The 13927-nt window shown below is 30.5% G+C and carries 17 protein-coding genes; all 17 read right to left on the bottom strand.

The window, feature by feature from the left end; all coding sequences use genetic code 11:
- Positions 1-94 precede the first annotated feature (94 nt).
- On the bottom strand, positions 95-730 hold the full coding sequence (gene udk, locus TCEL_RS05940; RefSeq protein WP_018662138.1) for a uridine kinase: 636 nt from the start codon (positions 728-730) through the stop codon (positions 95-97).
- A 1-nt stretch (position 731) separates the two neighbouring features.
- A complete protein-coding gene (locus TCEL_RS05945; protein WP_018662140.1) occupies positions 732-1955 on the bottom strand; it encodes a peptidase U32 family protein in 1224 nt (407 codons plus the stop codon).
- Positions 1956-1957: 2 nt separating this feature from the next.
- Entirely contained in the window at positions 1958-2611 is a 654-nt protein-coding gene (locus TCEL_RS05950; RefSeq protein ID WP_018662142.1) for an O-methyltransferase, read from the bottom strand.
- 25 nt (positions 2612-2636) lie between these two features.
- Entirely contained in the window at positions 2637-3647 is a 1011-nt protein-coding gene (mltG, locus tag TCEL_RS05955; RefSeq protein WP_018662145.1) for an endolytic transglycosylase MltG, read from the bottom strand.
- Between the two features lie 15 nt (positions 3648-3662).
- On the bottom strand, positions 3663-5483 hold the full coding sequence (gene typA, locus TCEL_RS05960; RefSeq protein WP_018662146.1) for a translational GTPase TypA: 1821 nt from the start codon (positions 5481-5483) through the stop codon (positions 3663-3665).
- Between the two features lie 87 nt (positions 5484-5570).
- Positions 5571-6038, bottom strand: a complete 468-nt coding sequence (locus TCEL_RS05965; RefSeq protein WP_018662148.1) for a QueT transporter family protein — start codon at positions 6036-6038, stop codon at positions 5571-5573.
- A gap of 15 nt (positions 6039-6053) precedes the next feature.
- On the bottom strand, positions 6054-6398 hold the full coding sequence (locus TCEL_RS05970) for a YlbF family regulator (RefSeq protein WP_018662150.1): 345 nt from the start codon (positions 6396-6398) through the stop codon (positions 6054-6056).
- A gap of 16 nt (positions 6399-6414) precedes the next feature.
- Positions 6415-8079, bottom strand: coding sequence for a ribonuclease J (locus TCEL_RS05975; protein ID WP_018662152.1), 1665 nt, complete (start codon positions 8077-8079; stop codon positions 6415-6417).
- Positions 8080-8234: 155 nt separating this feature from the next.
- Positions 8235-8687 carry a Fur family transcriptional regulator gene (locus TCEL_RS05980; RefSeq protein ID WP_018662154.1) on the bottom strand — a complete coding sequence of 151 codons (453 nt, stop codon included), beginning with the start codon at positions 8685-8687 and terminating at the stop codon, positions 8235-8237.
- A 173-nt stretch (positions 8688-8860) separates the two neighbouring features.
- Entirely contained in the window at positions 8861-8992 is a 132-nt protein-coding gene (locus TCEL_RS14195; RefSeq protein WP_018662156.1) for a hypothetical protein, read from the bottom strand.
- A 12-nt stretch (positions 8993-9004) separates the two neighbouring features.
- A complete protein-coding gene (feoB, locus tag TCEL_RS05985) occupies positions 9005-10846 on the bottom strand; it encodes a ferrous iron transport protein B (RefSeq protein WP_018662158.1) in 1842 nt (613 codons plus the stop codon).
- Positions 10846-11076, bottom strand: a complete 231-nt coding sequence (locus TCEL_RS05990) for a FeoA family protein (protein ID WP_018662160.1) — start codon at positions 11074-11076, stop codon at positions 10846-10848. Before TCEL_RS05990 ends, feoB begins: the two co-directional genes overlap by 1 nt.
- Positions 11077-11124: 48 nt before the next feature.
- A complete protein-coding gene (gene sfsA / locus TCEL_RS05995) occupies positions 11125-11832 on the bottom strand; it encodes a DNA/RNA nuclease SfsA (protein ID WP_018662162.1) in 708 nt (235 codons plus the stop codon).
- A 62-nt stretch (positions 11833-11894) separates the two neighbouring features.
- Entirely contained in the window at positions 11895-12170 is a 276-nt protein-coding gene (locus tag TCEL_RS06000; RefSeq protein ID WP_018662163.1) for a DUF1292 domain-containing protein, read from the bottom strand.
- A gap of 64 nt (positions 12171-12234) precedes the next feature.
- A complete protein-coding gene (ruvX, locus tag TCEL_RS06005) occupies positions 12235-12648 on the bottom strand; it encodes a Holliday junction resolvase RuvX (RefSeq protein ID WP_018662165.1) in 414 nt (137 codons plus the stop codon).
- A 9-nt stretch (positions 12649-12657) separates the two neighbouring features.
- Complete coding sequence (locus TCEL_RS06010; RefSeq protein ID WP_479725387.1) at positions 12658-13638, bottom strand: aldo/keto reductase; 981 nt, start codon at positions 13636-13638, stop codon at positions 12658-12660.
- Positions 13639-13663: 25 nt separating this feature from the next.
- Entirely contained in the window at positions 13664-13918 is a 255-nt protein-coding gene (locus TCEL_RS06015; RefSeq protein WP_018662169.1) for an IreB family regulatory phosphoprotein, read from the bottom strand.
- Positions 13919-13927: the final 9 nt, after the last annotated feature.

Below are 13927 nucleotides of genomic sequence, written 5' to 3' on the forward strand. Positions count from 1 at the left end.
TGTACATTATATGCATTTCAGGAGGGTTATGTTACAATTTATTCTTTTGTATATTTATATTTTACCATAAATCCCATAAAATTTAAATACTAAATTACTTTAAACCTTGTTTTTTTCTTACAATTTCATTAACCTTTGCAATCATTATATCAATTGCTACCTTGTTGTATCCACCTTCTGGGATAATGATATCCGCATATCTTTTAGTTGGTTCAACAAATTGTAGATGCATTGGTCTAACTACATTAATATACTGATCTATTACAGAATCAAGCGTTCTTCCTCTTTCTTTAATATCCCTTTTAATTCTTCTTATTATTCTAACATCTGCATCAGTGTCTACAAAAATTTTAATGTCTAACATATTTCTAATTTCAGGTTCTACCAAAATCATAATTCCTTCTAAAATTATTATATCCTTAGGTTCAACTCTCACTGTTTCTTTTTTTCTTGTATGATTTGCAAAATCATAAATAGGCTTGTCTATTGCCTCTCCCCTTGATAATTTTTTTAGATGTTCTAAAAGCAAAGCTGTATCAAAGGCATCTGGATGATCATAATTTGTCTTTGTTCTTTCTTCAAAGGATAAATGGCTTTGATCTTTATAATAATTATCTTGTTCAATAACTGCAATACTCTCCTCTGGGAGACTGTTGTAAATTTCCTGTGCTACTGTACTTTTTCCAGAACCTGTTCCACCTGCAATTCCAATAATAATAGGTTTACTCATTTCAATCCCCTTTCTCTTTTACCAACATATCGTATGGTTTTAATTCTTTATCTGACTTTATTTTGTATATCATTTGTGGATGAGGCGCAACATCTATTTCTTGGCCTTCCTCATTCCACATTTTGTCTAATATAAGATCAAAATTTGGTCCTTTTGAAGTTAAAACTTCTACTTTATCTCCCTTGAATACTCTATTTCTTTGTTCTATAATTGCTATTTTTGATTCTTTGTCATAGTCTAGAACTAATCCAACAACATCATGTGTTCTTATATATGATGAATTATTATATATCTGTTTTTCTGGCCTTCCAAAATAAAAACCTGTTGAAAATTCTCTATGACTTGACTTTGAAACATCCTCAAGCCACTTAGGATTGAATTTATAATTTTCTCCTAATTCATAATAAGAATCTATTGCTTCTCTATAAGCCTTCACTACTGATGCTACGTAATATGAACTTTTCATTCTTCCTTCTATCTTAAAGCTTGATATTCCTGCATCAATTAACTCTGGTATATATTCAATCATACACAAGTCATGAGAATTCATAATATAAGTTCCTCTTTCATCTTCAAAAACTGGGAAATACTGCCCAGGTCTTTTTTCCTCTACAAGATAATATTTATATCTACATGGATGTGCACACATACCCCTATTTGAATCTCTATTAGTCATATAATTTGATAAAAGACATCTTCCAGAATATGAAATGCACATAGCTCCATGTACAAAAGCTTCAAGCTCTAAATCTTCTGCAACTTTACTTCTAATTTCTTTTATTTCTTTTAATGTTAACTCTCTTGCAAGAACAACTCTTTTTGCTCCAAGTTTATACCAAGTTTCAGCTGATTTATAGTTTGTATTATTAGCTTGTGTACTAATGTGTATTTCCATATCAGGTGCAACTTCTTTTACTATTGAAAAAATTCCCAAATCAGAAACAATAACTGCATCTGCATTGATTTCTTTAAGAGATTTTATATATTCAGGCAAACCCTTTAAATCATTATTATGTGGAAAAATATTTATAGTAACATATACCTTTTTACCTAACTTATGTGCAAATTCTATGCCTTCTCTCATTTCATCAATTGAAAAGTTGTCAGCAAGTGCTCTTAAACTAAAATTTTCTCCTCCAACATAAACGGCATCTGCACCATATATAAATGCTGTTTTTAGCTTTTCTAAATTACCTGCTGGCGCCAATAACTCTACCTTTTTCATTTTTAATCCTCCTTTATTTTGGTGCTTAAAGCCACCCCATCTCCAACAGGAAGAATAACTGTTTCATAAATATTAGACTCAGATAACTCCTTCAAATATTTTCTCATTCTCTTTACAATAGTTATTTTTCTTCTAATGAGTAATTCATTTGAACAAACCATTCCTCTAAACAGAACATTATCTGCAAAAACTATCCCATTTAACTTTAATAGTTTGCTTATTTTATTAAGCATTTCACTATAATGTCCCTTTGCTCCATCTATAAAGATCATATCAAACTTACCATCTATTGTATCTAATACCTCTAAAGCATCACCTTTTATTACTTTAATGTTATCTTGTAGATTTGCTCTTTTTATATTCTCTAAAGCTAAAGCATACATTTTCTCATCTCTTTCAATAGTAACTATCTCACAATCATTGCCTACAGCCTTAGCCATCAAAATTGCTGAATATCCAATTGCTGTACCAACTTCAAGAATTCTTTTTATATTATTGGACTTAATTAAAACCTTTAAAAACTGTGCAACCTCTTTATGAACAATAGGGACATTGTTTTGCTCAGCATACTCTCTAAGAACTTTTAAAAATTCATCTTTTTCTATAATTAATTCTCTTATATATTCTTCAACATAATCATGTACTATATTGCTCATAACTTCCTCCAAGCAGCTTAAATTTCTACTTTTTCTTGTGTTTTTGTTTTAAAAACTCTTCATAGGAGTTTGTAAAATAATGACTGCCATCCCTTTTGTCTTCATTTACTAGAAAATATAAATAATCTACATCTGCAGGATTTAAAGCTGCAATAATTGAATCTAACCCTGGGTTACAAATTGGTCCAATAGGAAGCCCTTTATTTTTATACGTATTATAGGGCGATTCAATTTTTAAATCTTCTAATGTTAATTTTTCCTTAGGAGTACCTAGTATATACTGTATAGTAGCACATGATTCAAGTTTTATGTCTTTTTTTAATCTATTATAAAAAACAGCAGCTACTTTAGGCCTTTCTTCCTTTAATTTAGCTTCCCTCTCTACTATAGAAGCAATTATAATTATCTCATCAACGGTATAGCCATCTTTATTTACTTTACCTTTAATATTTTTAACGTAAATATCATTAAATCTCTTAAGCATTATATTAATAATATCATGTTCTGACATACCTTTTTTAAATTCATATGTATCAGGGAAAAGATATCCCTCCAACCTTGAAGGTCTATCCTTAATCCCCTGTATAAATTCATACTCAAACTTACCTGTTTGAGCCTCCATAATAAACCTGTCAACATCTTTTATAACATCTAATGCCTTTAATTTTTCTGCAATTTGTTTTACCGTATAACCCTCAGGAATAGTCACCATAATAATATTTTTATCTGTTTCACCTGAATTTATCATTTCAAAAATCCTTTTTAATGGCATTGTTTGATTAAATTCATAGACACCAACATTTAACTTTATTTTATTTATCATAAAATAATACTTTGTAAAAATATAACTTCTTACTAGTCCCTTTCTCTTTAAGCTTCTTGCCACAAAATCTACATCTGCTTTTGTACCTATTCTAAAGTCTACTCCTTTATTATTAGTTTTAGAAATTGGTACATTGATTAAATAATAAACTCCACTTAATACCGCTGCCAAAACTATGAATGTTATAATAAGCAATTTTTTATTTTTTCCCATATACCCCTTTGCCTCCTATTGCTTCTTCTTTGCAGCTTCTCTCTTTCTTATAGTCGGGTCTAGTATTTTCTTTCTCATTCTTATGCTCTTTGGTGTAACCTCAATAAGTTCGTCTGATGAAATTAGTTCTATACACTTTTCTAAAGTTAATTCCATCGGTGGTGAAAGCCTTAAAGCCTCGTCTGATCCAGCTGCTCTCATGTTAGTAACGTGCTTCTTTTTACAAACATTAACATCTATATCTTCATTTCTTGAGCAAATACCTACAATCATTCCTTGATATACAGGTGTACCAGGTGTTATAAATAATGTTCCTCTCTCCTGTGCATTGTAAAGGCCATATGTCACCGCTTCACCTGTTTCAAATGCAACTAGTGCACCTCTACTTCTCTCTTGTATATCACCTTTATAAGGTTCATAACCATAAAAAACATGATTCATAATTCCATTTCCCTTTGTATCAGTAAGGAACTCATTTCTATATCCTATCAATCCTCTTGCTGGAATTTTAAATTCTAATCTTACATAACCATTTATTGCCGAAGTCATATTAACCATTTCAGCCTTCCTCGTTCCAAGCTTCTCCATAACTGCTCCCATATACTCTTCTGGAACATCAATTGTTAAATATTCGATAGGTTCATGTAAAACTCCATCAATCTCTTTATAAATTACCTGTGGTTTAGATACTTGGAACTCATATCCTTCTCTTCTCATTGTTTCTATTAAAATTGATAAATGTAATTCACCTCTACCTGAAACTTCATAAGCATCAGGTGAATCTGTTTCTTTAACCCTTAAAGCAACATTTGTTTCTAATTCTCTAAACAACCTATCTCTCAAATGTCTTGTTGTTACATATTCACCCTCTTTACCTGCAAATGGGCTGTCATTTACACTAAAAGTCATAGAAAGAGTTGGTTCATCTATCTGTACAAATGGTAATGCTTCTATATTTTCAATATCTGATATTGTTTCTCCTATGTTTATATCACTAATACCAGCAACTGCAACTATATCTCCAACTTGACCTTCTTCAATTTCCTCTCTTTTTAAACCATTAAATGTATATAAAGTAACTACCTTAGCATTTCTTACATTTCCATCTCTGTCAACTACTGCTACTTGTTGATTTTTTCTTATTTTACCTCTATAAATTTTACCTACAGCAATTCTACCTACATAATCATTTGAATCTATAGTTGTTACTAGCATCTGAAGTGATCCATTAATATCTCCATCTGGCGAAGGAATATTTTCTATTATTGTCTCAAAAAGAGGCTTAAGATTATTTGAATCTTCTTCTAGTGAATACTTTGCTATTCCTTCCTTTGCCGAACAATAAACTACTGGAAACTCAAGCTGCTCATCATCAGCTCCAAGTTCAATAAAAAGATCTAATACTTCATCTACAACCTCTATTGGTCTTGCATCAGGTCTATCAATTTTATTAACAACAACTATCGGCTTTAACTTTAACTCAAGAGCCTTTCTTAAAACAAATCTAGTTTGAGGCATTACGCCTTCAAAGGCATCTACTAGTAGAAGAACACCATCTACCATTTTTAAAACTCTTTCAACTTCTCCACCAAAATCTGCGTGTCCTGGTGTATCTACTATATTTATCTTTATGTCATTGTAAAATACTGACGTATTTTTGGCAAGTATAGTTATTCCTCTTTCCCTTTCTAAGTCATTTGAATCCATTATTCTTTCTTCAACCTTTTCATTGCTTCTAAATATACCACTCTGCTTTAACATTGCATCTACTAATGTAGTTTTTCCATGATCTACGTGTGCAATAATTGCTACGTTTCTTATATTAATATTGTTCATTCATGTCCCTCCATAACAAAAAATAATAGGATATCATAATGATATCCTATATAATCATAATTATTTTACGCAAAATATATATACTTGTCAACGTATGTGTTTTTTTGTCAAAACCTCTAGAGCAGTTGCTAAAATAACTCCTAATATACCCGCTGAAACAAACTCTCCAAATCCAATAGTACCTACTGTTGCAATATATGGTGTATTAGAAATTTTACTAACCCATATTGGAATTATTAATGCATTTAATAAGATTGGAGGCAATACTCCTAAATATTTATTAGGCATTTTTGAAGTTAAATATGCTGCAACTAATGTTGTCAAACTACCAAAAACAATATCTTGTAAACCAAAACCACCAAATATATTAGAAAACATACAACCTATAAACAACCCTGGAATTGCTGCTGATTCATATAAAGGTAAAATAGTTAAAGCTTCAGAAATTCTAAATTGTATTGGGCCATATGAAAAACTAGCAAAAGGCATTGTAAGAGCCACATAAATTGCCGCAATAAGCCCAGCTTTAACATAATAAATAGTTGGTTTTTTCATTTTAATTCCCCCATTTCACAGATTGGGATTAAAATCAATTTCAATTGCATCACCTAAAATCTTTATTATATCTTGCCATAAAATCGAAAATCTTCTTTCAGCTTCTAAATACTGCCTTATATCATTATTAAATTGAATTATACTGTATAAATTATTAATTGCATCTAGCTCCTCTTTTGATACTTGGATACCCTGTAATTGTTTTGAATAAACTTCTAGTTCCTTTTTTCTCAAATCTTCAACAATCTTTTTATTTTCCTCATTTTGTTTTATCTTTTCTACCATTTTTTTATACTCTAAAACTTCAGGAGAATTTTTTAAAAGTCTAGCTAACTCATGTGCTTTGTCGTAGATATTCATAAAAACCCCCCCTTTTTTATATTTCCATAATTATTGGTAATATCATTGGATTTCTCTTAGTTTTTTCATATAAGTATGCCTTCAATTCATCCTTAATGCTTGATTTAATTGTTGCCCAATCCTTTATCTGCTTTGATAGACATTCATCCAATACCTTTTTAACAATCTTCTTTGACTCCTCAATTAAATCCTCTGATTCTCTAACATACACAAAACCTCTTGATATTATATCAGGCCCTGCTATTACCTTTCCTGATTCTCTTTCTATAGTTACTACAACAGTTAATATACCATCTTGAGATAGATGTTTTCTATCTCTTAAAACAATATTTCCAACATCACCTACACCAAGTCCATCTACAAGAACTTGGCCTGCAGTTACATTACCATTTATTCTAGCACCATCATGGGTTATTTCTAAAACTTGACCAATATCAGTTATGAATATATTATCCTCATCCATACCTAATTTTTGTGCTAAAAGCGAATGTTGTTTTAAATGTCTATATTCGCCATGTACTGGCATAAAATATTTTGGTTTAATAAGTGTATGAATTAATTTCAATTCCTCTTGGCAAGCATGTCCTGAAACATGTATATCAGCAAGTGACTCATAAACTACATTTGCTCCTTTTTTAAACAATTGATTTATAACCCTAGAAATGAATTTTTCATTTCCTGGTATTGGGGTTGCAGATATAATAACAAGGTCTCCTCTTTGAATTTCAACTTTTTTATGTTCTGAAACTGACATTCTTGCAAGTGCTGACATTGGCTCTCCTTGGCTTCCTGTTGTAATGATTACTATCTTATGGTCTGGATATTTATTGATATCGTCTATACTTATAAATAGGCCTTCAGGTATTTTTAAATATCCTAAATTTGAAGCCACCTCAACAATGTTTTCAACGCTTCTTCCTGATATCGCTACTTTTCTTTTGTACTTTACAGCAGCATCTATAATTTGCTGAATTCTATGTATATTTGAAGCAAATGTAGCTACAATAATTCTTCCTCTTGTTTCATTAAATATTTTTTGGAAAGTATCTCCTACTGTTCTCTCTGACATTGTGTAACCTTGTCTCTCAACGTTTGTACTATCTGCTAATAAAAGAACAACTCCCTGTCTTCCAAGTTCAGCTAACCTTGCAAAATCCATTACAACACCATCTATAGGTGTATAATCAACTTTAAAGTCTCCTGTATGCAATATAATTCCTAATGGTGTATGTATTGCTAAAGAACAGGAATCTGCAATGCTGTGGCTATTTTTAATAAACTCAACACTTAAATCTCCAAAAGTTACTACATCATTATAGTTTACAACTTTAAGAGTACAATCACTTAAAATTCCATGTTCCTTCAACTTAGTTTCAACGATTCCTAAAGTTAAACGTGTTCCATATACTGGAACATTTAACTGTTTTAGAACATATGGTAACGCTCCAATATGGTCCTCATGACCATGGGTTAATACTATTCCTTTAACCTTATTTTTATTTTTTAGTAGATATGATATATCTGGAATTACTATATCTATCCCAAACATCTCCTCTTCAGGAAACATTAATCCGCAATCTATCACTATTATTTCATTCTTGTATTCAATCACGGTCATATTTTTTCCAATTTCATTAACTCCGCCAAGCGGTATAACCTTTACCTTTTCTTTTCTTGTCAATCACTTTCCCTCCTTTTCTTAATATAACCGAACATTACCAATAATGCTATTATACTTTATATTAATTACAAATATCAACACAATAGGTTATTCTTTTTTTATTTTTTACATTATTATTAAAAAGAATACTTTCATAATGTAAAAAAAGGCAGATTTTACTGCCTTAAGTTCTTTCTACATTCGCTACAATATCCATAGAACTTTACGCTGTGGTCATTTATCTTAAAATTATACTTTTCTTCTATCTTCTGTTCCAATACTTCAAGTAAGTCATCCTCAACTTCTTCTACTCTTCCACAGCCTTTACATACTAAATGATGATGTTGATGATCTTCCTCATCTCTCACTAACTCATATCTATTGCAACCATCATCAAAGTTCATTTTACATATCACACCCATTTTTTCTAGCAAGTTTAATGTTCTATATACTGTAGCTAAACCAATGTCTGGGCAGTCTTGTTTAACTATATCATATATTTCCTCTGATGATAAATGTTTACCTTCATTTTCCATAATAACATTAAGAACTGCTCTCCTCTGCGGTGTTAATTTATATCCTTTATTTTTTAAAGATTGCTTCAATTTTTCTGCATCTTCTTTAAACATAAATAGCACCTCAGCTTCTAATATATGTTAATTTGAGTGTACACTGTATTTTATTCATTGTCAAGTGAAAAGCAATTGAAAAAAGTATTAAGCTACTATTAATAATCCCCATGAGTAGATTAAATATAAATCTACCATGGGGATTATCATTTAAAAGTTATAATTTTATACCACTATTTTTTATTTATCTTACACTTTAAACAATTACCAGAACACTTTAAACAAGAGTTTAATTCCGTTCTACATCTAGGACAAACTGTTGAATTTTTTACTAACATACCACATGTAGGACATTTAATTTCCATTTAATCATCTCCTTATACAATTAAAAAAGCAAGTATTCCACCCACTAAAAATGCAAGTATAAAACTACCTAGCCATATTAAACCTGCTTCCTTTTTTGAACGTTCTTTAAAAATTACTATAATTGACGCTATACATGGAACAAATAATGTAATCGTTACTAATGCTACAACTGTTTGTTCTGGTGTTAAACTTAATTCTGTTAGCCCTGCTGCACCAAAATCTCTCCTTATTATTCCCATAATAAAAGCATTGGCTGTCTCTTTTGGAAGTCTAAGTACCGATTCCGTAATTGGCTTAAACAAATCTTGAATTTTATAAAGAATATCTGTTTCCTCAAGCAAAGTTATTATTAAAGCACCCAATGCAAACAAGGGTGTTGCTTCCTTTAAAAACATTATTGTCTTTGTCCATGTCTTTTTTAATACATTAGTTAGTTTAGGCAATCTCATAGGTGGAAGATCTATAAATAATTCAGAAGATTCACCAGGTAATATTCTATTTAATATTGTTCCTGTCAAAGCAAAGACTATTATTATTGTAAATGAATATATCAATATATATTTTGTTCCAAGTGGTGCTATCATACCTGCTATTACTCCAAGCTGTGCTGAACAAGGAATAGTAAAACCTAAAAGTATGGTAGCAATTATTTTCTCCCTCTTTGTACCTAAAAGTCTTGTTGTAATTGTTGCCATAGTAATACAACCAAAACCTAGAATTATAGGTATTATGGCTCGTCCATTTAATCCAAAAAAGGATAGCACTCTATCTACCAATGCAGCAATTCTAGGGAGATAACCTGAATCCTCCATAAGTGACATAAAGAAATAAAACGCTATAACAAGTGGTGTTAATAACCCTATTACATATGTTGGTGTTAAAGTTAAAATCCCAAATTCACCCACAAGTAATCTATATAATAGAGATTCTTCTGCAAAAAACTTAGCTGTTAAATGTCTTATAAATGGCTCATAATATCCTGCCATTATTTTTTCTTCAGTAAAACCAACCACATCTCCCGCAACCCAAACACCAATTACTTTAAATATTAAATACAGTACCATAATTAAAATTGGTATGCCTGTTAAAGGATTTAAAGTTAGTGTACTAATTTTTTGTCTTATCCTATTTCCCTTCCCCTCTTTTATTATTACAGATTCAGCTATTTTATCTACTTTCTCTCTTCTTAATCTATATATCTCTTCTCTTTTACCTAAAGTTTTTATATTTAATCTTTCTGAAATTGTCTCATCATCCTCAAGTAACATTAAAGCTTCACTTTGATATTCTACTTTGTTATTAAATTCCTTTAGGTACTCTTTAATTTTAGCATCAATATTTCCAACCCTAGCATTTTTTATATTCTCTTTTACTTCTTCTAAACCTTTACCCTTAACCGCAACTGTTGGTATAACAGGAACTCCTAGTAGTTCACTTAGCTTATTTATATCAATTTTAATTCCATTTCTTTCCACGTCATCCATCATGTTTAAGGCAACAATAACAGGTTTACCCATATCAATAATTTGTAGAGTAAGGAATAAGTCCCTTTCAAGATGAAGAGCATCAACAACATTCAAAATTACATCTCCATAAAGGATTACATCTCTTGCAACCCTTTCCTCATCATTAAATGATGATACACCATATACACCAGGAGTATCTAGAACAACATAATCCTGATACTTCCCATGAGATATATCTACTGTTGTACCAGGAAAGTTTGATACATCAACATACATTCCTGTTAAAGCATTAAAAAATACTGACTTACCTACGTTAGGATTACCAGCTAGTACCAACTTTTTATATCCCTTTGGTATTTCTATGTTTAAACCTCTACAACATTCCATTATGCACCCTCCTTAATAATGTCAATTTCTATCTTTTTAGCTAAAGTTCTTCCTACAGCTATCTCCTGCATTCTATTACTTAAAATAATTGGGCCAAATGGGATTTTTAAAGCACAATCAATTTTTGCTCCTTCATATATTCCTAATCTTATAGCCTGAACCTTTATTTTATCATCGTTTATCTTTTTTATATAAATCTTTTGTCCTTTTTTTGCCATATCTAATGTCATACCCTCATCTCCCTGTAATTGAAATTCATTTTCAATTATATTATAGTATTATTGATAATGATTGTCAATATCTAATACAACAGGGATTTCATCTTTAATACTTATTTCGTCTAATGATATGTTACATCTATAACACTTTATATCAACTCCACTCCTATAAGCCTTTAATATACATTCATAAAACTTTTCATCAATTTCTTTAAAAGGAACAAAGTAGCTAGCATAATCCATAAAAGCAATAAATATTATTTTACTGTCCATACCCATGTTCTTTATACTAATAAGTTCTTCAATATGTCTTCTTCCTCTTTCTGTAGGTGCATCAGGGAATTTTGCAACATTATTATCTTCATAAGTAGCACACTTAACTTCTATAAATGTTTTATTGTCCCCATTAATACAAAAATCAAATTTACTATTACCAAATGTAACCTCTCTTTTTATATCTCCATATCCTAAATGAATTCTTCCACTTCTCATTTCTTCCTCTAAAACTCTATTTGCTAAACTTGAATTTATGCATATTAGTTTTTTCTTCTTTTCCACAAACATAAGACTGTATTTTGTCTTCCTTAATTCATTATTACTCTTTATCAAAAATACCTTTGTATTTGGAATTAAAAGTTCCTTCAACCTTCCTGTATTTGGTACATGAACTATCTCTTCTTTTCCATCTATATCAACTAAAGCTTGAAACCTATTTAATCTTATTTTAAATATTGCTTCCACCTTTTCGCCTTCAATTTTATAACCCATACTAATCCTCCTATTAATAATTTTAAAGAATTAAAAAAAGGATATACCCTAAGGTACATCCTTTATTCTTCAAATTCAAAATCTTCGTCGCTCTCTAGCCATTCTTGATAAGCTTCGGCTACCTTTTCAAATTCCTCATCATCTTCTATTACTGAAAGAATTTCTTGACCATCTTCATCTACTTCTACCTTGAAAACAACAGCATCCTCTTCTTCTGATTCAATTGGGTAAAGAACATAATAAACATTACCATCAACTTCTAAGTCTGTTATAAATTCAAATTGAGTTTCTTGACCATTTTCATCAGTTAAAACGATTACATTATCCATATTTTCCATAAAATTCACCTCTTTCATATTTATACTTAGATTTTAATTTTAAATTTAATAATTGTCAACTAAATTATTTTTTTATCTTATCAAGGTAGCCTTGTAAAATATATGTTGCTGCTATCGTATCTATGACTTTTTTTCTTTTTGACCAATGCATATCAGCTTCCATTAACATCCTTTCAGCAGCAACCGTTGTAAGTCTTTCATCCTCTAATATTATTTCCAAATTACAAACTTCCTTTAATTTTTCACAAAAATTTAACACTTTTTCACTCTGTGGTCCCAGTGTCCCATTCATATTTTTTGGTAAACCTACAACTATCTTTTCTACATTGTACTGTTTTATAATACTTAGTATCTCTTGTAAATCCTTTTTAATACCTACTCTTTTTATTGTTTTTACACCCTGTGCTGTCCATCCAAGTGGATCACTAATTGCAACACCAATAGTTTTATCTCCAACATCCAAACCTAATATTCTCATTGCATCCTCCTATACAATTTTAATACAAAAATCTCTACAATATTGAGAACAATACCCACAAAGAAGGCACTTATGTTCATCCACCGTGGCTTTATTATCAACTAAAGAAAGTGCATTATTATGGCAAGCTTCAACACACTTACCACATCCTGAACACCAATCCTCAATTAATAATCTCTTTTTTTTATTTTTAAGCAGGAGCTTTAAATTCTCATCAATTAATTTTCCATTAAATTTTGATATATTTGCTTCTACTTCTTCAATAGATTGCATTCCTAAAGCAATAGAATGTATATGTGGTATGTTAAGTACAAAATCAATACATTCATCATATGAATTTATTAAATTGCCACCACCTAAGGGCTTCATAGCAAAAATACCCTTACCATTTTCATAGGCAATTTTAATTGCCTTTAGCATATCCTCTATTGTACCATCTATTATTCCTAGGCCTTTAATATTCACAATAGGATGTATTACATCGATTTCAGGCATATATGCAGCAACTTCTACTACTTCTACTGCATGCGTAGAAACTCCAACTGCGTCAATTATACCTTGCTTTTTAGCATCTATTAAATATCTTAATGCTTCCTCATGTCCCTTTAATGTTAACCTACTTTCCTGTTCATGTAACATAAAAATTCCAAGCTTTTTCACACCCATACCTTCAAGAGCTTCTTGTACACTTTCCCTCATTCCTTCATAGGTGTAATCATATGATTTTGATGAAATTATTATATCTTTATTTTTAGATAACTCTAGAGCTCTTTTTATGTATGGGTAAGTTTTATAGAGTTTTGCTGTATCAATAAAATTTACTCCTTTATCAAAGGCATGAGCTATAACTTTAGCACCTTCTTCTACTGGAAGGTTAGCTTGTAGAGGACCTACAGTTAAACTTCCAAAACAAAGTTTAGAAACCTTTAAATTTGTTCGTCCTAAATAATAGTATTTCACATAAATCACCTTTCTAAAATTAAGTTGCATTGGGAATTACCCAATGCAACCAAAATTATCTATTCTCTAAATATACCTTAAAAAGCTCCTCTAAGATTTCGTCACGTTCAACTCTTCTAATTATAGTTCTAGCACTTTTATGACTTGTTATATATGTTGGGTCTCCTGATAAAATATATCCAACCAATTGATTAATTGGATTATATCCTTTTTCCTTTAAAGCCTGATAAACTTCATCTAAAACTTCGCGTACCTTTTTATTTGGCTCTAGCTCAATATCAAATTTCATTGTTTCATGGTGCTCAGCCATAATAACACC

This window comes from Thermobrachium celere DSM 8682, from assembly GCF_000430995.1.
Classification (GTDB): domain Bacteria; phylum Bacillota; class Clostridia; order Clostridiales; family Caloramatoraceae; genus Thermobrachium; species Thermobrachium celere.

What these genes read in the sequence shown, in the direction of transcription:
- TCEL_RS14195 (WP_018662156.1), bottom strand. Translation starts at nt 8,992, where the DNA reads ATGGAAATTAAATGTCCTACATGTGGTATGTTAGTAAAAAATTCAACA.
- ruvX (WP_018662165.1), bottom strand. Translation starts at nt 12,648, where the DNA reads ATGAGAATATTAGGTTTGGATGTTGGAGATAAAACTATTGGTGTTGCA.
- TCEL_RS06015 (WP_018662169.1), bottom strand. Translation starts at nt 13,918, where the DNA reads ATGGCTGAGCACCATGAAACAATGAAATTTGATATTGAGCTAGAGCCA.
- TCEL_RS05970 (WP_018662150.1), bottom strand. Translation starts at nt 6,398, where the DNA reads ATGAATATCTACGACAAAGCACATGAGTTAGCTAGACTTTTAAAAAAT.
- TCEL_RS05965 (WP_018662148.1), bottom strand. Translation starts at nt 6,038, where the DNA reads ATGAAAAAACCAACTATTTATTATGTTAAAGCTGGGCTTATTGCGGCA.
- TCEL_RS05950 (WP_018662142.1), bottom strand. Translation starts at nt 2,611, where the DNA reads ATGAGCAATATAGTACATGATTATGTTGAAGAATATATAAGAGAATTA.
- TCEL_RS05980 (WP_018662154.1), bottom strand. Translation starts at nt 8,687, where the DNA reads ATGTTTAAAGAAGATGCAGAAAAATTGAAGCAATCTTTAAAAAATAAA.
- mltG (WP_018662145.1), bottom strand. Translation starts at nt 3,647, where the DNA reads ATGGGAAAAAATAAAAAATTGCTTATTATAACATTCATAGTTTTGGCA.
- TCEL_RS05990 (WP_018662160.1), bottom strand. Translation starts at nt 11,076, where the DNA reads ATGACATTAGATATGGCAAAAAAAGGACAAAAGATTTATATAAAAAAG.
- udk (WP_018662138.1), bottom strand. Translation starts at nt 730, where the DNA reads ATGAGTAAACCTATTATTATTGGAATTGCAGGTGGAACAGGTTCTGGA.
- typA (WP_018662146.1), bottom strand. Translation starts at nt 5,483, where the DNA reads ATGAACAATATTAATATAAGAAACGTAGCAATTATTGCACACGTAGAT.
- TCEL_RS05945 (WP_018662140.1), bottom strand. Translation starts at nt 1,955, where the DNA reads ATGAAAAAGGTAGAGTTATTGGCGCCAGCAGGTAATTTAGAAAAGCTA.
- TCEL_RS06000 (WP_018662163.1), bottom strand. Translation starts at nt 12,170, where the DNA reads ATGGAAAATATGGATAATGTAATCGTTTTAACTGATGAAAATGGTCAA.
- sfsA (WP_018662162.1), bottom strand. Translation starts at nt 11,832, where the DNA reads ATGGGTTATAAAATTGAAGGCGAAAAGGTGGAAGCAATATTTAAAATA.
- TCEL_RS06010 (WP_479725387.1), bottom strand. Translation starts at nt 13,638, where the DNA reads ATGCAACTTAATTTTAGAAAGGTGATTTATGTGAAATACTATTATTTA.
- feoB (WP_018662158.1), bottom strand. Translation starts at nt 10,846, where the DNA reads ATGGAATGTTGTAGAGGTTTAAACATAGAAATACCAAAGGGATATAAA.